The sequence below is a fragment of the Streptomyces sp. Q6 genome, assembly GCF_036967205.1.
Classification (GTDB): Bacteria; Actinomycetota; Actinomycetes; order Streptomycetales; family Streptomycetaceae; genus Streptomyces; species Streptomyces citrinus.
In genome coordinates this window covers 99,502-123,371 of sequence record NZ_CP146023.1, presented here as the reverse complement: position 1 = coordinate 123,371, position 23,870 = coordinate 99,502, and the positions used below count along the sequence as shown (strand labels likewise).

Sequence of the window (23,870 nt, the reverse complement as noted above, 5' to 3'; positions counted from 1 at the left end):
CGCGCGGTGGCAAAGGCGCAAGGGCGCCCACGGGGAGGGGGCGAGGCCGCGGGCCCCGGCTGGCGGTTCGCCCTTCCCCTGATGCTTGGTTCGTCACTGAACCCGATCAACAGCTCGATCATTGCGACGACACTCATCGCCATCGGCCACACCTTCCACGTCGGCGCGGCATCCACCATCTGGCTGGTGTCGACCCTCTACCTCGCCAGTGCCATCGGGCAGCCCACCATGGGGCGGCTGGCCGAACGCCTGGGCCCGCGCCGCGTGTTCGTGGCCGGGCTGATCCTGGTGGGGGTCGGCGGAGCGCTGGGAACCGTGGCGCCGAACCTGCCCACCCTGGTGGCCGCCCGCGTCATCCTCGGGATCGGCACCTCGGCCGGCTATCCGACCGCGATGGTGATCGTGCGGCGGTGGGCCTCTGAACACGCAGAGGCGGAGACCGGCGGCACGCTGGGCGCTCTGGCGATCGCCGCCCAGGTCACCTCGGCCCTCGGGCTACCGCTGGGCGGCCTGCTGGCGGCGGCCGCCGGCTGGCGGATCACCTTCTTCATCAACGTCCCCCTGGTCGTCCTCGGAGTACTGATGACCCTCGCCTGGGTGCCGCGCGACCCACCCCGCGCCGAGGGGAGCGCACCCCCGGGCCCCCTCGACATCCCAGGCATGGTGCTGTTCGCCGGCACCATCGCGTCCCTGCTGTTCTTCCTCAACGACCTGCACCACCCGCGCTGGCCGCTGTGCGCGCTCACGCTGTTGCTGCTCGCGACCCTGATCATGTTCGAGCGCAAGGCCGACAGTCCGTTCGTCGACGTGCGCATGCTTGCCGGGAACAGGGCGCTGAGCGCCACCTATGTGCGCGTCTGCCTCACCTTCCTGCTCAACTACTGCATCCTGTACGGCCTGACCCAGTGGCTGCAGGAGACGCGGGGCCTGTCCGCGATCGGCGTCGGCCTGCTGATCCTGCCGATGTCCGTGTTCGCCGCCCTCATCTCCCTGCCCTTCGCCCGGCGCAACCTGGTCCGCCCGGCCCTGTACTGCACCGCCGCCGCGGCCGTCGTCGGTCCGGCGTGTCTGCTGCTGTTCACCGCGACCACGCCGGTCTGGGTCCTGGTGCTGATCACCATGGTGTTCGGGATCGTCTCGGGCCTGGGCGTGATCGGGAACCAGTCCGCCCTGTATCAACAGGCGCCCGCCGAGGCCGTGGGTGTCGCCGCCGGCCTCATGCGCACCTTCACCTACCTGGGCGCCGTGCTGTCGTCGAGCCTGATCAGCCTGTCCTTCGGTGACCGGGCCACCGATGGCGGCCTGCACACCATCACCTTCGCCCTGCTCGGCCTGGGTGCTGTCCTCCTCGCCATCACCCCATCCGGAGCACGCACCCTCAAGGCGTCCTGAGGGTGTGCGCGGCGCCGCTCACGCGACGCGGGACACGGCCCGCTGCCCGCGGCTGCGGAACACGAATTGAAGCGGAAGGCTACCTTCGGTAATATGGAGCCTTTCCTCCACTTTGGGGCAGTTTGTGAGGGCGGCGGTTGTCCGACCTCGACCGGAACACATGTTTCGCCTTCAGGGCTACGTCACCCGTGGGGAGCGCCATTCGCCGATGGGCCGTTTCGTCGGCTGTCGCGCTCTGCGCTCACTGCCCCGGGGGGCCTCTTGCGGTCGCCGCAACACATGTCGCACGCGTAAGCTCCTTCTGCGGACACACCTTGCACACGACTTCCGCGGCCTGCCCGGGTGCACACTCCGAATCGAGTGACCACAACAGCAAGGACATACGTATGGATATGCAACTGGCCGGAAAGCGGGCCCTGGTGACCGGTTCGAGCGCCGGGCTGGGGCAGGCGATCGCCGAAGCCCTCGCTCGCGAGGGGGCCACCGTCGTCGTGCACGGCCGCGACGAGGAGCGCACGAGGGGAACGGCCGACCGCATCAGGGACGGCGACGGTCAAGCCGAAGCGGCGATCGGAGACCTGAGCACGCCCGAAGGTGCTGCGGCTGTGGCCGAGGCGGCGCTGAGTGGCGGCACGATCGACATCCTCGTCAACAATGCCGGCGCGTACGACCAGGTCGGCTGGATGGATGCCACCCCGGAGATCTGGGCGGAGACGTACCAGAGCAACGTGCTCTCCGGCGTGCGGATGATCCAGAGTCTCGTTCCGCACATGCGTGAGACCGGCTGGGGCCGGGTCATCCAGATCGGGGGCGGCCTGGGGGCTCAGCCCATGGCGGCGCAACCCCACTACAACGCTTCGCTCGCGGCTCGCCACAACCTCACGGTGTCCCTGGCGCGCGAGCTGAAGGGCAGTGGCATCACCTCCAACACGGTGGCGCCCGGTGCGATTCTCACCGAGTCGGTGCGCAGCCTGTTGTGGCGGATCGCTCCCGCCCATGGCTGGGGCGACACCTGGGAGGAGATCGAGCGTGCGGCGGCAGAGAGCTGGGTGCCGAACGATGCCAACCGGTTCGGGCGGCCGGAGGAGATCGCCGCTGCGGTGGTCTTCCTGGCGAGCCCCCTTGCCGGCTACATCAGCGGCGCCACGCTGCGCGTGGACGGCGGAACCATCCGCTACGTGAACTGAGGCGGCGGGCGTGACCGAGCGAGGAAGTCTGCACCCGTAGACATTAAAAGTCTACGGGCGTATACTTAGTGGCAGATGCTTCCCGGTCACCCCGACACGGTGAAGCCTGAGAGAGGGAACAGAACCATGGAGCTGAATCTGAACGGACGGCGCGCGCTCATCACCGGTTCGAGCGCCGGACTGGGTGAGGCCACCGCCAAGCTGCTGGCAGCCGAGGGCGCGGCGGTCGTGGTCCACGGCCGCGACAAGGACCGTACCGAGAAGGTCGCGCAGGACATTCGTGACGCGGGTGGCACCGCGACCACGGTCTTCGGCGACCTGGCGGACGATGCGGTTGCCGCGGAGGTCGCCCGCGCCGCCTCTGCTGACGGCCCCGTCGACATCCTCGTCAACAACGCGGGCTTCTACCGGCACCTGTCCTGGGCCGAGGCGACACCGGACGAGTGGCGCGACACCTACAACATCAACGTTGTTTCCGGCGTCCGTATGATCCAGCACCTCGTGCCGGCGATGCGTGAACGCGGCTGGGGCCGCGTCATCACCATTGGCGGCGGCCTCGCCTCCCAGCCGATGAACACCCACCCGCAGTACAACGCCACCCTCGCGGCTCGCCACAACCTGACCGTGTCCCTCGCCCGCGAACTCAAGGGCACCGGGGTCACCTCCAACGTCGTCTCCCCGGGGGCCATCCTCGTCGAGGCCACCAAGGAACTCGTCACGGAGATCGGTCCGGCCCGTGGCTGGGGCAACACATGGGAAGAGATCCAGCCCAACGCGGTCAACGCTCTGATCCCCAATGACCAAGAGCGCTTCGGCAACCCCGACGAGATCGCCGGCGCCGTCGCCTACCTGTGCAGCGAGTACGCGCAGTACATCAGCGGAGCCACGATCCGTGTGGACGGCGGTCTCATTCGCTCCGCCTTCTGAACCGCACACTCCCGCACGACCGACACCGGTGCGAACGCCGAACGGCACCCGCACCGGTGCTCCGTGCTTCCCCTTTCGCGATGCTCCTCGTCCGAGGTATCAGAAGCCTGGTTCGCAGCCCCTATACACCGCGCGCGGTCCTTGCCTCCTGTGCGGCCCGCCGGTGGGGGCGGCCGTGATCCGGGGTTCGCCCCACCGCAAACCCCCTCCGCCACCCCAACCAGGACCACCTCGGCCGGTCACTCTCATCGGGCACCTTTGCCGTTCACCCGCCGGGCACCTCAGGTGCCCGGCTCTGTCGTGGCGCGCTCAATGTTGTACAGGTCCTCGAACCCGGCGAGATCCTGCATCTGCTCGAAGAGGGCGAAGACCTCGGCCGCGGGTCGGCCACTCAGCCGTCCAGACCGCTGTTGCCGGTAGGCGTCCCGCAACGCGCTGAAAGCGGCAGTCTGCCCGGTGACCGGGTCGATCACCAGTGAGTACCCGAATTCTTCCCACTGCCGCGGTGTGTGCAGGTCGAACGACGTCAGCAAAGCCACGGGGCCGGACAGGCGCCGCGGTGCGGCAGCCCTCTGCTCGGCGCTCTCCGGGAGCAGCATGACGGCGTCGGCGCCCGCGGCGAAGTACGCCTCGCAGCGCTCGATGGCCGCATCGAAGCTCTCGTTCTGGACCGCACCGGTGCGGGCGATGAGCAGCAGGTCCGGGTCCTGGCGGGCCGTCACCGCGGCCTTGATCTTCCCCGACATCACCTCGACTGGCACCAGATGCTCCACATGGCGGTGATGGCTGGCCCGTTTGGGCGCCACCTGGTCCTCCAGCTCGATGGCATGGACACCGGCGGACTCCAGATCCCACACCATGCGGGTCACATGCACGGCGTCACCGAAACCGACTCCGCCGTCCACCACCAGGGGCAGCGTCGAACGCCGGCGGATGGCCGCCGCCGTCTGGGCCAGTTCCGTCGTCGTCAGCAGCGCCTCGGAGACGGCGAGGGACAGACCGATACCACCTCCACCGAGGTATCCACCGTCGAAGCCCAGTTCCTCACACAGGCGGGCAGTCAGCGCGTCCGGGCAGTGCGGGATCATCAGGGGACCCTCGTTCTCCACACGCCTGCGGAACGCCGCACGTGCCAGGCTGTCCATCTCACACTCACATCCTTCTCGTACGGGCAGTCCGACGCACCGCCGAACACACACCTGCTGAGTGGACGGTCATTCGCAGAGACTTGCGACCCGTCATGTATGCAACTGTAGACTTGTTGTGTTTACTTGACTACACTGAACGTGTGAAAAGTGACGTGACTCATCGAGGCCCTCCCGCCGAAACCCACGTCGCTGCCGCGACACACATATCCCGAGCGAACTTCGTGACCGCCTCGGTCGGCGCCGTGGCAGACTGCTGACGGCATATCAGTTCTCGTGGAACGCAGAGCCGGCCCGTCATCTACCGCGGACCGTTGCCGAACACCCGGCAGCCCACCGAGACTCTGCTCCCGATCCCCCCGGCGCACCAGAGGCGACCGCCTCGGTCGGCGGACCGGTTCACGCTCATCGGCGCGTGCAACACCGCGCTGACCCCAGGCGCTGCGCGCTGAAGCCTTCGAAGAGCGCGCGAACCATCATCTCGTGCAAGGAGGAAGTCATGACGGAACGAGGACCCCTGGACGGCCGCGTGGCCATCGTGACCGGTGCCGGACGTGGCATCGGCCGGGGCGAGGCGATCGCGCTCGCGGCCGCCGGGGCGAAGGTCGTCGTCAACGATGTCGGTGTACGCGCTGACGGCCACGGGGCCGCCCAGGGCCCGGCCGACGAGGTGGTCGAGTTCATCCGCGCCCAGGGTGGCGAAGCGGTGGCCAGCTACGAATCTGTGGCGGACTGGGAGGGCGCCGGCCGCGTGGTCGCGACCGCTGTCGAGCAGTTCGGACGGCTCGACATTCTGGTCAACAACGCGGCGATCGTGCGGCAGCACAAGATCGAAGAGGTGACGGAGGAGGACTTCGACCTGACCATCGACACCAACTTCAAAGGCACCTTCGCGATGTGCCGCAGCGCGATCCCGGTAATGCGGGAGCACGGCGGTGGTCGCATCCTCAACACCTGCTCCAACCAGTGGGCGGCGCCGATCGGCAACGCCGAGTACGCGTCCTCCAAGGGCGGCGTCGTGAGCTTGACCTACGAGCTGGCGTGGGAACTCAACGGCGACGGCATCACGGTCAACGCCCTCGCGCCGTTCGCCCTGACGAGGATGACTGCGGACGCTCAGCAGCGTGATGCCGCGCTGGTTGCCTCAGGTGCCATGAGCGCGCGCCGGGCAAAGGCCAAGGAAGCACGGGCCGACGCAGATCTGGTCGCACCGATCGTCGTCTACCTGGCCTCCGACGCGGCAGCCGAAGTAACGGGCTGCGTCTTCCGGGCCGGTGGAGGCAAGATCGGCATCTACAGCCACCCCGTCGAGACACGGACGATCTTCCGGGACGAGCAGGACGGTCCGTGGTCGTACGACGAACTCGTCGACCTACTGCCCCGGACCGTGCTCGCCGCCGGCAGCAAGGCCCCTCACATATTGTGACGTTCCCCTTGTCACCGTCGCGCACCCGGTTCGTCGTTGGACCCCGCTTCGCACTCGGCAACCGCTTCCACCAGGACCCCGGCTGGCCTGGGCGTGCCCGGCCGCCCCGGGGTCACCGACAACGGCTGGTGTCCAATGCGGGGAGGAAGCGGCGAAGATAGCAAGGACGTCGATCTGGTCCGGGTCGGTGCCGCGCAGGGCGACGTAACCGTCCGGCTGGATGACAAACAAGGTGTCGCCGTCGGCGCCGTAGTCCTGGTGTGCCCCGGTCCTCGTGGTCGGTGAAGTGGGAGGGCGCGGCATCGGCGGTGGACGCCTCGGCCGGGAGCAGAGTGGCGGGCTTGAGGTGTTCCGGAAAGCGGTGGACGTGCGCGTTCGCGACCTTCGAATTCTGTGCACCGAAGGCCAGTACGGTGGTGTGTCCCGCGGAAGAGGTCGAAGAGCCGTGCGGCTGCTCCGTCCGGCATATACGCCAGTTAATCCGGTGCGCGGTCGCCGGCCTGAAGATGGGCGTGCTCGCTGCGAGCGGATCCGTTGAGTGAACTGACGGGATAGCGCACCTTGAGCTGTAGCGTGTCGGAGCCCTGCCCTTCACCCGGCACCGCGCCTCGAACGCGCTTGGCGATGAGTTCAAAGGACAGGTTCAGCACGTCGGCTGCGATCGGGAGCCGCTCCTCCTCGTAGGTGTCACGTAGCGCCTCGGGCGCACCCTGCAACACGTGAGCTCCCCAGCCCCGGGTACTCGACGGTCAGACCGGACTGGGCCAATTGGTCGGTGACCGAGCGGAACTCGGACTCGTCCATCCGGCCCTTGCGGTACCAGGAGGTCTCCAACACCGTTAACACTCCTTGTCTTCATGGCCCGCCAGGGGGGGGAGACGTACGCAACAGACAGAGTTTCACTGGGCCTGGCCGCACTGAGAACGTTCAGTCATTTGACCGATGCCTGTGTGGTCATCTCAGGCGATTCTGGTGAGAGTGCCCACGATGTATGCACCTGGACACTACTCCCATTGACTCATCAGCCTGGAGGAGTATTCAATGTCTTCTGAGGGATTCGCCCTGCGGAGCCAGGGGCGACATAGACGTGTAAGCCTTCTTTCTGCGCTCAGTGTCTTTGCTGTCACTCTCGTGGCTCTTTTTACGGGAGTCAGCCCCGCGAAGGCAGACACGCCGGAAGGAAGGATCTCGCACGTCTGGTACAGCTTGACCGGAACTGGTAATACGCCAGCCAGTCAGTACGGCGGGTTCATTTCAAGCCTGCAAAACGCTGCAGGGCACTACTGGTGGAACGGGATAGCCGCCACTCAAACAGCCGGCAGAGGTGACTCGCTAATCCGTGCGGATTTGAACTTTAATGGCGAGGAGCTGCGCCTGTGGTTCACGCCGAACAACCTTTACCTGCGTGGCTTTACCACCCACAACGGTGATACGTGGCAGTTCGCTGACTCCGATTACAACCTCGGCGAGGTCATGGAGAATCTCAGTCGTGGTCCTGATGGCGGCTTGCTGCCTCCGCTTGGGCAGGTCCGCACGCTGAGCTTCACGTCCCACTACAACGACATTGTGCAGCATGCGAACGGGTACTCGAGAGCGAACCTGCCCTTCTCTTACAGTCTGCTGTACAACCACGCCTATCAGCTGCAATACGGTGGCGACGGTAGCAGTACAGCGACCTCTCTGCTATTCCTGATCCAGTACACGTCAGAGGCTGTGCGATTCTGGGACGTGTACGGAGTCATGGTTGACATCATGCGTAACTCGAGCACCTACTACCCGTCGCTTCCGTTGAGGCAGCAAGAATTGGAAAATGACTGGTCGCAACTTTCCAATTATGCCCGAAATCTGCAGGCTGGGCGTAATCCTGCGCCGGTCTACGTGGGCCCTAACGCTGGGACAATTTCCAGCAGTTCGCAACTAAACTCGCGTGTCCGGATGGTCATAGGTGACCCCTCGCAGGTCAATGCCGTCGGCGACTGGTGGCACACAGAGCTCTGAATCCCTATTCCCTAGAGCTGCGGACTTATTTGTGCATGCATGGGGCCGCGTTGCGGGCCTGGTGCGCATTTGGAGATGGCTGGTGCCAGCGGCCCGGGTTACGGTGTGCGGCACCGGTCATCAGGGTGAGGGCCGTGACAGTTCGCGAGCAGGCACAGAGCGCCAGCCAGCCGGCAGGCCGGCTGGCGACCGCTGGCCATAGGGAAATGGCGGAGGCCTGGCGTTGAAGGTCTTGTGCGAATATTCGACCGGGGAAATTGAGCTCTCTGCGGCTCGCTCCGAGCTTTGATACTACTAATCCGGCGGCGGAGTCCCTAAAACGTGGCTCTGAAGCGGCCTCACCGGGCCCATTCGGTGGGGCCGCTTCAGCGTCTGACGGCAGTATTTGACGGCAACGGCGGCGAACACCAGGGGTGTTCGCCGCCGTTGCCGAGTACGTGGGGTAGGCGCGTCGCTTGATGGTGCGGACGGCCGCAGAGTGAGCGTTTTTAGTGGCCCCTCGCGGTTCCGCAGCGCGGCTCGGCGCTGGTGACCCCTGCGGTCACGGATGCGGCCAAACGAATAAGTGGCCCGGCGAGCACGGCACGATCGGGCGTGTACCGGGGTACAGCATCGCCTCCCCCTCGTGCGCAAGTCCACCAGCGTCAGCGGCCAGACCTATCAGGAGCGGCTCGGCGTCGTCCGTTTTCCCGCACTCCATCCGGATCGAGGCGTTCGCCGGGCTGCGCGCCGCGGCAGGCCGTCTGCGCCAGGCGCGCCTGTCCGCGCTGCAAAACGCCTACGCGTTTCGCTCTACGGCGACCTCAAGCCTGAACACGTGCGACCCCTGCGAGCGGCCGCTGTTCATCGACCCAGGCCTGAGCCAGGACCGCCCAGCGCTGATGCGGCCAACCTGAGGAAACGCATCATGCTGCGCCTGCTCCCAGCCGCGCTGCGCAGCGCGGGAATTCCACGCCTTGAACACCTCTTCCAGAAGCTCCAATGTCCCCGGGCACAGGATCGGTAAGCGGACTTTCGTCGATGCCAAGTTGCTGCGCGGGGACCTGTCGCCTCAGCGCGCTCGGGGGCGTTGGGGGAGCTGCTTTCAAGGATGGGTAGTGCCAGCAGTACGGCTTGGGGAGGGCAGCCTTGATCTGGGCGGAGGAGCGCGGTGGCGGTTCACGTTCTCGACTCAGGACGGCTCTCCTCCACCTTCGGTCGCTCCGTCGGTTCAGGGGAAAAGCCCAGTTCAGATGGGTCTGACACGCACTAACAGCGACTGAAGCGACTGAACTTTCCTATCTATGAAACGCACGCGCACTACTTGTCTGTGCTCATAGTTCCAAGCTTGAGTCGCTCGGGTCGCTTCTGTAGGCTCATCGTGGCTTTGACCTGCGGTTTCTTTCAAAGACTGAGGGCAGCTACTGAAGCGAATCCGTCGCTGGATCGTCAGTAGCTGCCCTCAGAACGCCGGTGCAGAGCTCGCTGGACAGTGCGGTTCAGTCGCTGCGCAGCAGGCTCTAGCTCTTGGGTAGCTCTATGCCGAGTTCCCGCATGGCGTCGGAGGGGGGCCCGCCCTCGGACCGCTCGGTCTTGTAGCCCTTGGTGCTGGCGCTGAGGGTGCGGGGATCGACGGCCTCGGAAGGGGCGGCCGAGGCGTAAAGGCCGTCCGGCTGCTGGTCGCGGTCGTGAGGGAGGAGCCAGAAGACGCGGCGCAGGAAGGTGCCTGAGGCGCGCGATGCACGTGCTTCTTGAGAGAGCGTCGCGTAGCCGACCATACGTCCGTCGCGGTGGTAGGCGGGTTTACCGCGGCGGGTGGGCAGCCGGTCCAGGCTCTGGCGGACGTAGTCGAGGGCGTCGATGTCCTCGAGCCAGACCAGGTCTTGTTCGTGAGCGATCTGGCTGGGTTCGATCAGGGAGCTCATGCTGTTGCTTCCTCCGCCTCAGCGTTCAGCCCGATACCCGGATAGTACTTGCGCTGGTTGGACAAGATCATTTCTTTGGGGGAAGAGAGGCCGACAGTCTCCCGTACCCGGGCCGCGAACGCCCTGGACGAGACCGGGTTGGCGCCCTCCAGGGAGCACCACTGCTTATAGGACGCGTAGAGCTGGGCCTGCTCTGCCCGCATGGCGGGATCCAGCGTGCAGCATTCGGTGAGGAACCGGCCGGTGTGGTCCTCGGTCTCTGCATACGCGGTGGTCGCGGTGCGCACCCGCTGCGGCCCGGTGAGGTCTTTCTCGCCGTTGAGGTAGCGCCTGGCTCCGGTGATCAGCCAGTGCAGGATGCCCGGGCCTTCTTCGGTGACCAAGACGTCGGCGAGGTTGTCGACCTTGCGGTGGTCGGCAACGACCCGTTCAAAGGGGATCAGCTTCATTCTCCGCCAGAACGCGTAGCCGCCGGTGTTCACTTCGGGGCGGTGGTTGCCCAGCAGCCACAGCTTGTGCGTGGGGGTGAAGGAGAAGAAGTCCTGGCGCATCCGCCGGGCCTTGATGCGGTCGCCGCCGGTCAGGAGTTTGACGCGGGCCTCATCGAAGCGGTCGCCGGGCTTGAGTTCGGAGCAGACGATGATGCGCCGGCCGTGTAGCTCTGCCAGGTCGGTGGGGTGGCCCTCGAACGGTTTGGCCATGAGGAACCCGGGAGGTGCGGCATCGGCGTAGTCGCCGAGCAGCTTCACCATGACATCGAGGAGCACGCTCTTGCCGTTCTTTCCCTGTCCGTACAGGAACGGCATGATCTGCCCGCCGACATCCCCGGTGATGGAGTAACCGAGCAGCAGGTGCAGGAAGTTGATCATTTCCTGGCCGTCGGTGTCCTCGCCGAACGTGTCCTGGAGGAAGTGCTGCCAGCGGGGGGCTTTCATGGCGCGCGGGGCGAGCGCAGTGGAGCGCGAGTGCAGATGCTTTTCCGGGTCGGGGCTCTGCAGCATGCCGGTGCGCAGGTCGACCACGCCGTTGGGGGTGCACAGGGCATAGGGGTCGGCATCGAGCAGGGCGGCGTTGAGCACCATGCCGGGCGCCGCTTTGGCCTGCATGAGCATGGCCTTCATACCGGACGTCGACAGTGCACGGCGGCGATGGCGGCGCAGCACGGTCGAGGAGTGGCGCCCGCTCGGGTCCTCTTCAGCGAGGGCCTCGGCCATTTCGCCGGCCGCCCACAGGACCGCGTCGTCCTCGTCGAGTTCCCAGCGGAACCCGGACCAGCGATACCAGCCCAGACCCGGGACGTGTCGGAAGTCGCGGCCGTAGAGGTGCACGAACAGCTTGGCGTTGCCGCGATCGCTCAGCGAATCGGGCAGCAGCCCGCGGGAGGTGGCGCCTGCGGTGGCAGGCGCGGTGGCGGCCTGGGTCTGGGCGGGCAGGGCGGGCGGGTTGAGGATCTGCTGGGCGATGGCCGCCGGGTCGAACAGCCCCTCGCCGGGGTAGTTGTGGTTCACGGGCGGTCGTCTTTCAGGACGAGGGGGCGTCGCATGCCTGCCGCGAGGCCGGCACGGATGACGGAGGCACAGCGGTGCTGCTGGCCGGGGCGGGCATGTTCGGCGGCCTCCAGGAGCACAGTCTCGGCGGCGTGTTGGTCCAGGTGCCCGGCGGCGACGAGGCCGCCCGTCGTGAAGGCAGCCCGGTTGAGCTTCTCAGTGAAGGAGGCCCCCTCGGGCGTGGCCCGGCAGTCGGCGACCGTGGTGAGCGCGGCCGCCAGGATGCGGGTAGCGCTGTCCCGGCCGGCTCCCGCGGCGATGACGGCCTGACGGGCCCGGAACGGTGTGGGGTGCCCCGTGCTCTGGCGCGGCACGGCGACGCTCTGGTGGCCGGTGCGGATCAGCTCGGTCTCCAGCCAGCCGGGCAGCGGCGCCGGGGCGGGACTCCCCGGCAAAACTTCGTAACGGCCGCTGGAGGTCACCGTGTTGGGTGCGACGATGTAGCCGCCGTGTGCACGGATGTCCACCTGCCATGCCAGGGCTCGCCGCGGGCTGGATCCCGTCGAGCACGCCCAGGTGTGGCCGGGCCGAGTCTGGTACCACACGTGCAGTCCGCCGCTGGGGGTGCGCACCCGCAGGGTGCTGGTGTCGTGGACGGGGTCGGCTTCCTGGCGCAGCGCGGCGAGCAGGGCCAGGCTGTGGAATCCATGCCGCAGGCCGTCGAGGCGTACGTGCGCGCCGATGGTGATGCCGGGCAGCAGCCGCTCACGCTCGGGCAGCGGGGTCTCGTGGGCGTCGACGTCGAGGACCAGGAGGCCGGCCGCGCCGCAGGCCACGCCAACGTCGAAGCGGGGCTGAGCTCGCCACCACCCGCGGATGCGGTCGGGGTCGTCGGTCGCTGCGTGAAAGCCGTGGCACCAGCGACCGTCAGTGATGCAGTCGCACGTGGCGGGGGAGTGGGCGGAGCCCTGGCAGCGCGCACAGTTGGCCGCTGGAGTCTTCCGCCCGGGGGCCAGGGGGAGGACGGGCCAGCCGCGCGCGGCGCAGGCCAGCGCCGTCTGCAGCGTCGAGCCGGGGCGCTCGGTCGCTGCGTCAGCTACTGAGTAACTGGGGGGAAATCCCAGCTCATCCAGCATGTGACGACCTTTCCAGCGACCGAAGCGACTCAACATCCAAATGTGTTGCGCGCACAGGCTAACGCTTCTCGGCGGCTGCTTCAGGCGACTTGGCCGTGACCTGAGTGATTTTTCGGTCGCAGGTAGGAGTGTGGGTCGCTTGAGTCGCTGCATGGGTGGGCGGCGAGATACGAGCGACTGAAGCGACTCTTTCCCGCAATTGCGGCTGCGTGCAAGGCGGCGCGCCCGCAGTGCCCGCTCGGGTCGCCAAGCGGGAGCCGGGCGGAGGGCGCCCGTGCGCCCGTGCGCCCGTGGCATCCGACGTGAGGATGGATCCTTTCAACAGGCAATCGAGGGCCTGCCCTGCCGACGCTGCTCACCTTCCGGGCTGCCAGGCCCGCACCAAGGACTCGATCTTGGCGGGGTGGTCGCCGATGGCCGTGGCCACTGCGGACGTCGGATACCCGAGAAGGAAATGCAGTACGACGCTGTCGTACTGCAAGACGGAGTCTGTGGTCAGGGGCAGGCAGTCAGCTCGAGGGGTTCGGCCTGGAGGACCAGGACCAGATCGTGCGGCGCTGGTGCCGCGAGCACGGCCACCGGCTCGTGAAGCTGTTCATCGAGAAGGCGGTCTCCGGCACGGTCGCCGGCGACGAGCGCCCGGAGTTGGGCGCCGCCCTCTCCTGGATCGAGGACAAGAAGGCCGACGGGATCGTCGCCCCGAACCTCGACCGGCTCGCCCGCGAACTCGTCGTCCAGGAGGCCGCGCTCGCTCAGACCTGGAAACACGGCGGCCGCGCCTTCATGGCCGACCAGGGCGAGCTCCTGCCCGACGAACCGGAAGACCCGACGAACCGGAAGACCCGACGAACCGGAAGACCCGAGGACCCGGAAGACCCGAGGACCCGGAAGACCCGATGCGCACCGCCATGCGCCAGATGATGGGTGTCACTCAGCCGGGCGCAGGCATGCCTCGCCGCGGTCGCTTCCTGCCCCGGCCTGGAAACCGTCCTGCGCTCCGCCTCGACACCGTCACACTGGACGGACGCGCTCGAGGTCCTGGCCGCCGACCCCATCGATGCGCGCCTGCTGAGAAAGGCCTGCGATGTCCTCGCCCCCTGACCGCGCCGTCGCCGAGCGGATGAACAGAGCGCTCTCAGACGCCGCCCGCCACCTACCCGTGTGTCTGCCCGGCACGCCCCGGTGGGGTGTCGACGGCCGCACCCTCTCCAGCCGTGTCGAGCACCGGGGTGCGACTCCGGGCTGGCTGCGCCTGCTGGCCCTGCCGCAGGTCAAAGCCGATTCCGGCGACCGTCTGTGGGAGGGCGCGGTTGATGCCGCACGCTTCGACGGCAAGGTCACCAAGCCCCGGCTGCTCGCTGTGCACGACGCGTTCCGCGAGGGGATGGGCCTGCGCGCCGAGTTGAGCGAGTACGTCGCCGAACCGGCCTGCTCACCGACTCCGGTCGTGTACCGGGAGCTGGAGCTGACCGACATGTGGTGGACGTCGCTGCGCCGCGACCTGGACACCATCGCGGCGACCGCGACCGACCGCCAGGCGGTACGACAGGAGTGGATCGACTGTGCCGTCCCCCGGTACACCGGTCGCCCCGCCCCGCAGGTCACTTCGTGGACGTGCGCGCACGCGGACCTGCACCCGGCGAACCTGACCACCGGGACCCCGGTGATCCTGGACTGGGAGGCGCACGGGATGGCTCTGGCGGGGTACGACGCGGCAGTGCTATGGGCGCACTGCCTGCTCGCCCCGGTCACCGTCGACCGCGTGCGACGGGAGTTCGCCGATCTGCTCGGCGGGGAGGCGGGGCGCGTCGCGCAGTTGGTCGTCGCCGCCGAGTTGCTCCAGTGCGCCGAGCGGGGGCACTACACGGATCTGGTCGCCCCCCTGCGTGACGCGGTTCAGAGCCTTCCCTGAACCAGTGGCCTCCTCTGCCGGGCGGCTGGCCTGGGCTCAGCCGTAGGCGTTGCTGCACATCGACTTCCAGGCGGGGTCGAGGCCGGTGCGGCCGGCGGCGTCGCACAGGTCGCTCATCCGGTAGGTGGGGTGGGGGCGTGCCGCCCGTCGCGGTGTGGGGGGCTGGTGGCGGCGTGGCGCCGGGGCCGGCTGCTGCGCCGCAGGCTTTCGGGTGTGGTGGGGCTGTGGGTGTGGCGGTGCGGGCCGTGGGTGGTCGTGTCGGGGTGGATGCGAACGAGGCTGCTGGGGAGCGGAGTTGGCGGGCGGGTGCTCGGGCTTGTGGTTGGCCTCGTCCTCGTGGCGGGGCCGGTGGTGGGGGTGCTTTTCGGGGTCGGGGCGGGTGAGGGTCTCGCGTGCCGGGGGCTGGGGCGGGAATTCCGGTGCGGGCTGGTGTGTGACGGACTCGGCGGCGGGTGCGGGGTGGTTGGGCGTGCGCACGCTGGTGTGCGGGGTGTGCTGGGGGAGGGCGACGCAGCCGGTGGACAGGGCGAGTGCGGTGAGAGTGAGGCAGAGGCGGCGGAGCATGAGAGCACGCTGACAAACGGAGCTGCGACAGGTGGGGAGGCCGCGCGCAGGGCACCGGTTCGAGTGAGGGTGGGCACCTGCCGTGGTCGTATGTATCGCTCCCCGGGGTGATCGCCAACGGTCGGCCGTGCCCGCATGATCGGCCTGTGGGTTATGGCGATCATGCGAACTGTGATGACAGCTGGTCTTGCTGCTGCTGCCGTGCTCCTGGTGACTCCTGCCGTGTCAGCGGCGTCGACGCCCGAGGTGGTGCATGCGGCCGGGAAGCGGCTGGTCGGGCATGCCGGTCCGTACGACATCGTCGTCACCTACACGGGCAGCGGGGCCTTGCGGAAGGTCAATTTCGTGTACGCGTCCAAGTTCACGAAGTCGAAGCGGCAGTTGTCGGCGCGCTGGATGTACATCACGCCCAACGGCCCGTTGCGGACGAGCGGGTGGGCCAGGACCACGAGGGTGGACTCCGGGCCCACGTGGCGGGCCAAGAGCTGGGGACCGGGCAAGAAGATCCCTAAGAACTCGAAGGTCTGCACCCAGTTCAAGGGCTCGTCGACGCTGGCCTGCGTGAAGGTCGCCTGATCCCCCTTTCGAGCACGCCCTGCGCGAGCGCCTGGAAGAACACCGGCTCGGCGTTGGAGACGACCCCGCGCCCAGGAGCCTGCTTCCCCTGGGGGCCATCGCGCTCGCGGTCACAGGCGTGCCACGAGCTCTTGCGCGGCGTGGTGCCCTTCTGTGTCGCTCACTGGGGTGATCGCGTTGTCCGGGCCGTGCCTGCATGATTGGGATGTGGGTTATGGCGATCATGCGAACTGTGATCAAGGCGGCCGTCACGGCTGCGTCTGCTGTCCTGCTGCTGGCTCCGGCGTCCTCGTCCGCCCCGATGAGCGGGAGTGACACGGAGCAGTCGGTGTCCATCAGCGTGAAGGGCCGGGGGCTGCACGTCGACAGCATCATCGTGTCGAGCGACAAGCAGCGCAATGGAGAGGCCTTCCGCGTGTACCGGCACACGGGCTATGCGGCGAATCAGGCGTACGTCACCCGGTGGAAGAAGGCGGAGTTCGTCGATGCGGGCATGACGCACTTTTCCATGACCAGCTGGAAGATCAACAAGAACTTCGCGGACGGCACGTGGCTGTGCGCGGAGTCGGCGGAGTCGTCCGGCAATCCGTGTATCAAGGTCCACAAGTGAGCCGGTGCGACTCCTGATCGGGTATGAGTCGCGGGCGGTCTGGGCGGACCTTGTCCGTCTGGGCCGTCGCGTGCTGGGTCTACGGGTGGCGGGTCAGCAGGGTACGCGGCCTGCGGCGGGGTCCGCCCCCTCGTCGAGGTGAGCTGAGGGTGTGGCGTTTGTGGCCTGTGGCCGGGGGGTCTTCACGCGGCGCCGGATCGTGTCGGGGGAGACCCCGTACGCGGTGGCCAGCGAAGTGAGCGACTCACCGGCACGATGCCGCCGCCGCAGTTCGTCAACGGGGAGCTGGTACGGCTGGCTCAGCCCGACACGGGCCCGGATCGTGGGCACCGACACCTGGTACTCGGCGGCGAGGGCCACCAGGGATGTACCCGCGTCCCGGCGCCGGCGCAGTTCCTGCACGGGCAACTCGATCGGCCGGGAGCCGACCGGCACCCGCACGCCGACGTCGTCGCGGAGACGACGCGAGACCACGCGAGCGCTCACGCCGAGGGCGGCGCCGATGTCCTGCAACTCACGCCGCTCGACGAGGTACTGGCGGGCGAGTTCGGCGCTGGGGACCGGCAGTTCGCGGCGACGGCCGCGCCGTGCCACGCCGTGGCGGTCCAGGAGCCGGTACACCTGCCGTTCGGTCATCGCATGCACGGTGGCGATCTTCGATACGGGCTCGTGGCGCCAGTACCGGCGGGCGAGATCGCCCACCGGCCAGAATCCGGCGGCCGCCAAGTGGGTTTCCAGCAGGACGGGCCAGATCCCGAACTCGGCTGCCAGTTCGGCCAGTTCGGCGCCTGCGAGAAAGTCCTCGGCGATCTCCCGCAACGGGAGGTCAGCCCTTGTACCAGTACGTCCTGCGACCACGTCGTGGACAACTTCCCCGGGCGGACGGAGGACACCGTGATATCGGAGCGAAGTCGGCGACGGCCGGGACCAGGAGCCCGCTTTCCCTGGGGCCACGTCATCGGTCCGCGCGGTCGGGCGCCATGTCCCGCTTCGATGCGCGCAACTCTCTGCGAAGCCGGGCCATCCGCTCGCGGTGCCGCAGCACGTCCCGGATCGTGTCCCGTCGGTGTACCGATCTTGTGGGGCGAGTTCGGCCAATGCCCCGCAGGCCGCCGCTCCTAAGACTGTTGCACAAGGCCCGAACGATCTCCCGATGCAGCCTATAGTGCGAAGCATGCGGGACTGAGAGAATGCGGATTCACGGCTGGATTCGCACCCCCCCAGGATCCGTTCGACTACGGGGGCTCGTGGACGCCGTGATGGAGGTACCAGGCGCTGTCGGCCAGGCCGAAGCGCAGCGCCGTGTCCCACGTGTTGAGTCCGTGGGTGGCAGCGTGCTGCTCGGCGTCCTCCTGAAGAAACGCGGTCAGGGCCGCCGGGCCGCCCGTCTCCAGGATCTTGCGGTGGAGCCACTGGTTGGCGGTCAGCACGGATATGCAGAACTCGGCATAGCGCTGGGCAAGGTTGAAGGTGCGGAAGTGGTGCAGGACGCGGGCCAGTAGTTCTGCGTCCCAGTGCGGCAGGGGCCGGATGAGGAACTGCACGGGCCAGCTTGTGACGTCGGCGACGAGATAGCGCCCGCCCTGGCCGGGACGGTCGTAGTAGGGGTGGAGCGTGCGCACGCCGGCGGTGGCGCCGATCCGGTCGCCCTTCATCTGGTTGCACTTGCTGCACGCCGGCACCAGGTTGGCAGGAGTGATCGTGTAGAGCGGCAGCGCGTCCTTGGGTAGATGGTGGTCGAGCGAGCTGACCTCGCTATTGCCACACAGCAGGCAGCGCCCGAACGGTGCTCGGGCCTTGAGCTCGTCGTACTGCACCCGCCCGGGCTTCCGCCCGACCAGCCCTTCACTGTAGAGGGCCGTCAGATGTTCTCCGTCGCGGTCGGGCAGTTGCTTCTCGGCCTTCCGCGCGGTGCAGGCGAGCGCGTACAGACCGCCGTGCTCGGCGGCCTCGATGTAGCCCTCCTCGGCCGAGGTCAGATCCGCTTGGCGGGCCTCGAGCCGAATCCGCAGGACGGCGTTGCGCATCGTGCCGCAGGCGGCTGCCAGGGTGTCTTTGACCTTCAGCGCGGGAGGATCGATCGGGATCACGCACTGTCTCCCTCGCGGCCGAGGGTGAGGACACGCAGCAGACCGCGGGCTTCACTGCCCAGCGACTCGAAGTCCTCCAGGATCTCCCGGTAGCCGCGGCCGCCTTCCACTTCCCTCGCCAGGGCCGCATAGAAGCCGGTGGCGGTGGTCTCCAGGCCGAAGGCCTCATGGGTGAGGGTGCTGACGTTCTCGCCGTAGGTCTCCATCAGCGGCCGATCGGCGGTCAGCACCCGGCCGTAGCGGCGCAGCTTGTAGACGCACGACGCCGGCACCTCCTGCAGGACGACCGGCGAGTGCGTGGCCACCACCGCCATCCCGTTGACGTCCGAGAGGAAGTCGGACAGGGCACGGATGAACGCGGAAAGCAGGGGCGGCTGCAGATGAGCCTCAGGCTCGTCGACGAATACGACGGTCCGCTCGGTCACTTCCTGGACCAGTCGGGTCAGCGTCAGAAGAGCGATCTTGTGCCCGGAACTGAGGGGTGCGAAGAGCCGCTCAGCAGCGGGGATGAACCGCCGGTCCTCGTCCTCAGACAGCAGGTCGTCGAGATCACCCTCGTAGTCGTCCAAGAACCCCGACTCCGCGTACCGGAGCGTGGCCAGGATCTGCTCCCACCGGGCGCGCCGGGGCAGGCGGCGGGCTGCAGCGAGACTTGTAGCAAACTCGTGGGACAACTCTTCTTGCGTCTTGAGGTGATACGGCCGGCTGGTGTCGAGCAACCCGATATAGGCGAACTCGGCAGACGCTTCGGCATGGTGGGCGAGTTCGTCGAACGGGCTGAACGACACGAGCACCACGTTCGGCGTGACCCGGGCCGCCCGCTCGGTGAGCTGCGTGACCTCAATGTCCCCGGACGCCACCCCGTGGGCCATAGCGCGCATCATGCTCGTCTTGCCTACACCGTTGCGTCCGATCAGCGCGTGCACATTACTGGGCGGCAAAGAGGCAGGACTGGCCCGGAACTTCAGCACCGGCGGCCCACTGCCCGCTCCGGCGGGCCGGGACGGCGTGTAGTTCCACTGGAAGTCGACCACACGGGCCCGGCCGTGGGCGATGAGGTGCAGCCGCTCCAGCTCCGCCACGCGATGGGTGACATCGCGCATCAGAGACTTCTTGAAGACCCGCAGGTCCCAGACGCGCTCGACGACCGCCGGCGAATAGTCGAACGCGACATCGCGCAGCGCAGTGAGAACCGCGGTCCTGGTGTTCCCGCCTCGTTTGTTCAAGCGGTCGTAGTAGGTGTCCTGCACGCCCAGACTGAAGAAGTCGTCACTCAGCGAGATGAACTGACGGGGCAGCAGGTCCTCCGTGCGCCAGACCTCGTCCGTCGGGCTCGAGGCCATGCCCACGTGCCCAATCCTGACGCGACCGATGGACAACGGCCGACGACCGAGGCGCTTGATGCCCAGCTCGAACAGCGTCCAAAAGCCGTAGTCATTCCAGCCGTCCGGGATCAGATAACAGCCCACATAGTCGTCTGGAAGATCCACGGTCCGGCCCACCACGAGGAACTGCATGACGCCCCCATCACGCGTGTACAGGAGCACACCTCAGCCCCGGGCAGCACACTCTACTTGCGGCATGCCACGCCATCCCTCACTGGAGAGGCCTCGGGACTCTCGCTTGGATCATTGGGCGGACCAGAGGAAGATGCGACTGCGTCCCGGTCTTCAAAACCTCTCGCGGCGCCTCGACTACACAGGGGGAGTGCATGGAGTGGGGAACTGTCGTCAGCGTCGCCGTCGGCGGGTTGATAGGTCTCAGCGGCGACACCATAGGCAGGATCGGTGCCCGCCGGCAGGCCCAAAGGGCCCGGCAGGAATCGTTGGAGGACGCGGAGGCAGACCGGAGGCGAGCCATCGAGGACGAGAGCCGGGCCGCCAAGGCGGACCGCGAGCGAAGCGCGGTCGAGAACATCCTGGGCGCCTACTTGGCACACCCCGTCATGCTTCTCAACCAGCAGCCCGCCGACACTGCGAGGAGCGCCACCGAGATATGCGCCGTCCTTGGATTCGAGCAGTCGTTCTTGCTCGACAAAGAGCTCCGACTTCGCATCGCGGAAATCTGCTACCTCGTGGACATGGCCCTGTCCGACACGGTGCCTGGATACTCCCTGCCGGAAGTTGCGTTCCTGTCCCGGAGCGAGACCCGCATGCTGATGGGGGCCTGGTCGAGGGGAGAAGCTCTACCCGATTCGATCGAGGGCTGGCGGCAGATTCGGCAGCTGCGTCCCGACATCGAAGCCCAGTGGCAGGGGAAGCTACGAGACGCTGGCTCATCGATCGAAGTGCCCCCGCTCTCCATCTACTAAGAACGGCTAACACAATGAGGTGCTTCGGTCCTGGTAGCCGTGCCTGACAAGTGAGTTGGGCGTTGTCCGGGCCGTGGGGACTTCACCGTGGATCGTGCCGGACGACTTGTGGGTGCGGATTGAGCCGCTGCTGCCGAGGAAGGAGCGGCGGTTCCGCTACCCCGGTCGCCTGCCGGTCCCGAACCGGCAGGTGTTGTGCGGGATCCTGTACGTGCTGCACACCGACATCCAGTGGGAACACCTTCCCAAGGAGCTCGGCTTCGGTTCCGGGATGACGTGCTGGCGCCGGTTGCGGGACTGGAACGAGGCCGGCGTCTGGCAGCGGCTCCACGAAGTCCTGCTGGCCGAACTCAACGCGGCCGCGCGGCTCGACTGGTCCCGCTGTGTCGTCGACTCTTCGCACGTCAGGGCCCTAAAAGGGGGATCCACACGGGTCCGTCGCCGGTCGACCGAGGCCGGGCAGGCTCGAAGCATCACCTGATCACCGACGGGCACGGCACCCCGCTCGCGGTCCTCCTTACCGGCGGCAACCGCAACGACGTCACCCAGCTGCTGCCGCTGCTGGACGCCATCCCGCCCGTCCGCGGGCGGGTCGGTCATCCGCGGCGCAGGCCGGACTCGCTGTTCGCCGATCGCGGCTACGACCACGACATCTACCGCGACCAGGTCCGTGCCCGCGGCATCGTCCCGGCCATCGCCCGCCGAAACACCCGCCACGGCACGGGACTTGGCGTCTACCGGTGGGTGGTTGAACGGACCTTCGCCTGGCTGCACGGCTTCCGACGACTCCGCGTCCGCTGGGAACGCCGAGCCGACATCCACGAAGCCTTCCTCAAACTGGCCTGCTGCCTCATCACGCACCGGCAATTCCAGTCATTGTGTTAGCCGTTCTAAGAGACAGGGGCGTGTGATGGGGTCCGTGTGACATGCACCGGAATGCACACTCCGCATTCCAGTGATTGCCTTGCGTGAGCAAGTCAAGCGCAAGGAGAGTGTTCGATGAACGGCTCACACATACGCATGTCCCTCGCCGTGCTCGCGACCGGGGCGGCGCTGGTCCCCCTGGCTGCCTCCGCCGCCCAGGCGGAACCGGGGGATGACGGCGACGGCCGCTACACGGCCCAGGTGGTCGCGCTGAGCGACGACGAGGCCCGGCTGAAGTTCACCTTCACCGACCCCGGTGTGCGTCTGCGGGTGGACAGCGCGGGCAACCTGGATGCGGTGAACCGGCAGGGCCGCCAGGTCGCCGAGATCCCGCGTGAGCTCCGGCTCGCCGACGGAACCCCCTTCCTGGTCCACTACCGGGTGCAGGGAACCCTGGTCACCATCCAGCCCCAGCAGAGCCAGCCCGGCTCCCGCTCGGCGCAGCCGGCCCGGTGGGACTGGAAATGCGCCGCGAAGTACAGCCAGGCCTCCGCGGTGAGCGCCGGCGTGGTCGGAGCGTTCACTGGACCGGGTGTGGCGCCCGCGGCGGGCCTCGGCGCGGTCGGAGGCCTGGTCGGGTCATTCTGGAGCTGCTGACGATTTGCGGCATATGGCCTTGGGTAGGCAGAATTCCCGATCCACCCAAGGCCGTTGCCGCGGAGAGGGAGACATGCTCAAGCTCGACCCGAACGACCCCAGTTCCGGATTCTGGATCCCCATCGCCCTGTGCCTCGTGGTCTTCTTCGTGCTCACCGCCTGCGGCGTGGGACTGGTGCCGTCCGCCGCATGGGCCGCCGGCGCCGGAGTTGCTGCCGCGTTGATCCTGCGACTGGTGAAGAGGAGCCTGTTCGCCAGCCACACCCCCCACCACGAGGACGAATAGACGACGCTGTCGCGCGCTACCGCGCGAAGACGACCCTCACAGGAGTGTTCGGACACGATGCCAGCTCCTTGGTGATCGCCCTCTTCTCCGCGGTGTCGACGGCGAGTTGCCAGCGCATCTTGGTAGCGACCCAGTCCGCCACGTACGCACACCGCGCGCCGGCGAACGGCGGCAGCCACTGGGCGACGTCCTGGTCGCCCTTGGCCCGGTTCGTCTTCGCGGACACCACCCGCAGGGAGCGTTCGTCGCCGAGGTCGTTCGCGTACGCCTCCCGTTGGTTCGCCGACCACGTCGCAGCGCCCGAGTCCCAGGCCTCGGCGAGCGGGACCATGTGGTCGACGTCGAGCTGGTGAGCATCGCCGACGTAGGTGTTGTCGTAGGAGGAGTACCACTCACCTCCGCTGATCTTGCATCTGGCGCCGGACTGCGGGCTGATGAACGCTTCGGCCTTGAGAACCTCAGCACGCGTGTCGCAGCCGTCGTGATCAGCGTCGACCCAGTGGTGGAACGCGGTGCGCTCATACCCGCTACGGTGCTCGGCCGCCACGGGCAGCACCTTCACCGCATCAGAGACGGGCATGGACAGCATGTCGCCGGGGCTGCCGAGCGGGCCCGGCCCGCCCGGTGCTGGGGCCACGGGAGAGATGAGGGCGGCGAGCGCGGCGGCGGTGGAGGTCGCGGTGGCGAGCAGGCGCATGAGGGTCCGTTCAGCACGATCTGATGGGGCGTGACCTTCGTAGCGCGCAGGTCCGTGCCGCCGTGCGACGACACACCAGCAAGGACCACACGAACAGAGCGCCCTGATGGCCACGCGGCGCGACAGCCGCTCCAACACAGACTTCCTCAGGGGTGCGATCGGTACCCAGGGCGGACCATCGCGCAGCGCCTCGACTCGATCGAGGGCGACCTGAGCGACGTCAAGGGCGACCTGGCGACGTCAAGCTGCTATTGATCGCACTGGCCCGTGCGCAGGGCATCGACCCCGACAACGCGTAGCCGCACCGCCCCCGGCATGACGCGAGGCTTGCACCGATCAGTTCGGTGCAAGCCTCGTTCTTCAGCGTGTGCGCGCCGTTCGGCACGCGCGAGACAGGCCGCGCTCACACGTCCGGTCTCCTTGGCTTTCTGCGGATCGTCCTGCTCCCCGTCCCCGCCGTCGATCCCTCGTACGGGTGATGCTCGGCGGCGGGGGCGTTCGTCACGAACCGGCTGGCTGGTGCTTGTCGTTCTGTGCGGCCGCGTGCGCGGCGATCTCGGCAAGGAGTTGCTGATCGGGCGTGTTGCTGGTGACGACCGGGTCGGCGGCCGGGTTCGGCGTCCAGGCCCGGCGGGGCATGTGACTGAGCGCTCGACTTGGCCCGTTTCGCCAACTGAAGAACTCAGGCGTGCGACTGTCTG

The 23,870-nt window shown here is 67.6% G+C and carries 24 protein-coding genes; 13 read left to right on the top strand and 11 right to left on the bottom strand.

The annotated features are described in order from the left end of the window. The first annotated feature begins 81 nt into the window (after positions 1-81). The 3 genes from V2W30_RS40135 (at position 82) to V2W30_RS40125 (ending at position 3,506) form a co-directional block, all read left to right on the top strand. A complete protein-coding gene (locus V2W30_RS40135; protein ID WP_338704107.1) occupies positions 82-1,392 on the top strand; it encodes an MFS transporter in 1,311 nt (436 codons plus the stop codon). A 386-nt stretch (positions 1,393-1,778) separates the two neighbouring features. Beyond that, positions 1,779-2,579 carry an SDR family NAD(P)-dependent oxidoreductase gene (locus V2W30_RS40130; protein ID WP_338704106.1) on the top strand — a complete coding sequence of 267 codons (801 nt, stop codon included), beginning with the start codon at positions 1,779-1,781 and terminating at the stop codon, positions 2,577-2,579. Positions 2,580-2,705: 126 nt separating this feature from the next. After that, entirely contained in the window at positions 2,706-3,506 is an 801-nt protein-coding gene (locus V2W30_RS40125) for an SDR family NAD(P)-dependent oxidoreductase (protein ID WP_338704105.1), read from the top strand. Positions 3,507-3,787: 281 nt separating this feature from the next. Here V2W30_RS40125 and V2W30_RS40120 read toward each other — a convergent pair whose 3' ends face one another. Then, on the bottom strand, positions 3,788-4,651 hold the full coding sequence (locus V2W30_RS40120; protein ID WP_338704104.1) for an isocitrate lyase/PEP mutase family protein: 864 nt from the start codon (positions 4,649-4,651) through the stop codon (positions 3,788-3,790). Between the two features lie 529 nt (positions 4,652-5,180). Between V2W30_RS40120 and V2W30_RS40115 the strand changes: the two genes are divergently transcribed. After that, entirely contained in the window at positions 5,181-6,077 is an 897-nt protein-coding gene (locus tag V2W30_RS40115; RefSeq protein WP_338704102.1) for an SDR family NAD(P)-dependent oxidoreductase, read from the top strand. A 476-nt stretch (positions 6,078-6,553) separates the two neighbouring features. On the opposite strand, the gene V2W30_RS40110 is transcribed toward V2W30_RS40115, so the two are convergent. Beyond that, positions 6,554-6,796 carry a hypothetical protein gene (locus tag V2W30_RS40110; RefSeq protein WP_338704099.1) on the bottom strand — a complete coding sequence of 81 codons (243 nt, stop codon included), beginning with the start codon at positions 6,794-6,796 and terminating at the stop codon, positions 6,554-6,556. Between the two features lie 322 nt (positions 6,797-7,118). Here V2W30_RS40110 and V2W30_RS40105 point away from each other — a divergent pair, with 322 nt between their 5' ends. Continuing rightward, the gene (locus V2W30_RS40105) at positions 7,119-8,075 is read left to right on the top strand and encodes a ribosome-inactivating family protein (protein WP_338704097.1); all 957 of its coding nucleotides are present in this window, start codon (positions 7,119-7,121) and stop codon (positions 8,073-8,075) included. Positions 8,076-9,574: 1,499 nt separating this feature from the next. Here V2W30_RS40105 and V2W30_RS40100 read toward each other — a convergent pair. The 3 genes from V2W30_RS40100 to V2W30_RS40090 are packed head-to-tail and all read right to left on the bottom strand — an operon-like array spanning position 9,575 to position 12,482. Next, positions 9,575-9,979, bottom strand: a complete 405-nt coding sequence (locus V2W30_RS40100; RefSeq protein ID WP_338704096.1) for a DUF6009 family protein — start codon at positions 9,977-9,979, stop codon at positions 9,575-9,577. Next, entirely contained in the window at positions 9,976-11,487 is a 1,512-nt protein-coding gene (locus V2W30_RS40095; protein WP_425244730.1) for a DNA primase family protein, read from the bottom strand. Before V2W30_RS40095 ends, V2W30_RS40100 begins: the two co-directional genes overlap by 4 nt. Next, on the bottom strand, positions 11,484-12,482 hold the full coding sequence (locus tag V2W30_RS40090) for a bifunctional DNA primase/polymerase (RefSeq protein WP_338704395.1): 999 nt from the start codon (positions 12,480-12,482) through the stop codon (positions 11,484-11,486). Before V2W30_RS40090 ends, V2W30_RS40095 begins: the two co-directional genes overlap by 4 nt. A gap of 432 nt (positions 12,483-12,914) precedes the next feature. Here V2W30_RS40090 and V2W30_RS41785 point away from each other — a divergent pair, with 432 nt between their 5' ends. Together V2W30_RS41785 and V2W30_RS40080 are read left to right on the top strand one after the other, a co-directional pair. Next, positions 12,915-13,523: a recombinase family protein gene (locus tag V2W30_RS41785; protein WP_425244739.1), complete on the top strand. Its 609-nt coding sequence runs from the start codon at positions 12,915-12,917 to the stop codon at positions 13,521-13,523. A 163-nt stretch (positions 13,524-13,686) separates the two neighbouring features. Next, positions 13,687-14,514: a hypothetical protein gene (locus tag V2W30_RS40080; RefSeq protein WP_338704093.1), complete on the top strand. Its 828-nt coding sequence runs from the start codon at positions 13,687-13,689 to the stop codon at positions 14,512-14,514. A gap of 36 nt (positions 14,515-14,550) precedes the next feature. Here the strand turns inward: V2W30_RS40080 and V2W30_RS40075 are convergent, their stop codons facing one another. Next, on the bottom strand, positions 14,551-15,078 hold the full coding sequence (locus V2W30_RS40075) for a hypothetical protein (RefSeq protein WP_338704092.1): 528 nt from the start codon (positions 15,076-15,078) through the stop codon (positions 14,551-14,553). Positions 15,079-15,252: 174 nt separating this feature from the next. Here V2W30_RS40075 and V2W30_RS40070 point away from each other — a divergent pair, with 174 nt between their 5' ends. After that, positions 15,253-15,654, top strand: coding sequence for a hypothetical protein (locus V2W30_RS40070; protein ID WP_338704091.1), 402 nt, complete (start codon positions 15,253-15,255; stop codon positions 15,652-15,654). Between the two features lie 223 nt (positions 15,655-15,877). Further along, positions 15,878-16,264 (top strand): hypothetical protein, encoded by a 387-nt coding sequence (locus V2W30_RS40065; protein ID WP_338704090.1) that lies wholly within the window; start codon positions 15,878-15,880, stop codon positions 16,262-16,264. 93 nt (positions 16,265-16,357) lie between these two features. Here V2W30_RS40065 and V2W30_RS40060 read toward each other — a convergent pair whose 3' ends face one another. The 3 genes from V2W30_RS40060 to V2W30_RS40050 all read right to left on the bottom strand — a co-directional run bounded on the left by V2W30_RS40060 (position 16,358) and on the right by V2W30_RS40050 (position 19,871). After that, a complete protein-coding gene (locus V2W30_RS40060) occupies positions 16,358-17,083 on the bottom strand; it encodes a LysM peptidoglycan-binding domain-containing protein (protein ID WP_338704089.1) in 726 nt (241 codons plus the stop codon). 416 nt (positions 17,084-17,499) lie between these two features. Beyond that, entirely contained in the window at positions 17,500-18,354 is an 855-nt protein-coding gene (locus V2W30_RS40055) for a hypothetical protein (protein WP_338704088.1), read from the bottom strand. Beyond that, positions 18,351-19,871 (bottom strand): AAA family ATPase, encoded by a 1,521-nt coding sequence (locus V2W30_RS40050; RefSeq protein WP_338704087.1) that lies wholly within the window; start codon positions 19,869-19,871, stop codon positions 18,351-18,353. Before V2W30_RS40050 ends, V2W30_RS40055 begins: the two co-directional genes overlap by 4 nt. 194 nt (positions 19,872-20,065) lie before the next feature. On the opposite strand from V2W30_RS40050, the gene V2W30_RS40045 reads away from it, so the two are divergent. The 4 genes from V2W30_RS40045 to V2W30_RS40030 all read left to right on the top strand — a co-directional run bounded on the left by V2W30_RS40045 (position 20,066) and on the right by V2W30_RS40030 (position 22,472). After that, positions 20,066-20,665: a hypothetical protein gene (locus tag V2W30_RS40045; protein WP_338704086.1), complete on the top strand. Its 600-nt coding sequence runs from the start codon at positions 20,066-20,068 to the stop codon at positions 20,663-20,665. A 73-nt stretch (positions 20,666-20,738) separates the two neighbouring features. Then, positions 20,739-21,550 (top strand): IS5 family transposase gene (locus V2W30_RS40040; RefSeq protein WP_425244729.1). Its coding sequence is split into 2 segments (ribosomal slippage): positions 20,739-21,077 and positions 21,080-21,550, totalling 810 coding nucleotides; the frame shifts between segments, so codons are not numbered across the junction. Between the two features lie 114 nt (positions 21,551-21,664). Further along, positions 21,665-22,186 (top strand): hypothetical protein, encoded by a 522-nt coding sequence (locus tag V2W30_RS40035; protein ID WP_338704084.1) that lies wholly within the window; start codon positions 21,665-21,667, stop codon positions 22,184-22,186. Between the two features lie 73 nt (positions 22,187-22,259). Then, on the top strand, positions 22,260-22,472 hold the full coding sequence (locus V2W30_RS40030) for a hypothetical protein (protein ID WP_338704083.1): 213 nt from the start codon (positions 22,260-22,262) through the stop codon (positions 22,470-22,472). Between the two features lie 16 nt (positions 22,473-22,488). Here the strand turns inward: V2W30_RS40030 and V2W30_RS40025 are convergent, their stop codons facing one another. Further along, a complete protein-coding gene (locus V2W30_RS40025; protein WP_338704082.1) occupies positions 22,489-23,169 on the bottom strand; it encodes an HNH endonuclease family protein in 681 nt (226 codons plus the stop codon). Between the two features lie 501 nt (positions 23,170-23,670). Next, positions 23,671-23,808, bottom strand: a complete 138-nt coding sequence (locus V2W30_RS40020; protein WP_338704080.1) for a hypothetical protein — start codon at positions 23,806-23,808, stop codon at positions 23,671-23,673. Positions 23,809-23,870: the final 62 nt, after the last annotated feature.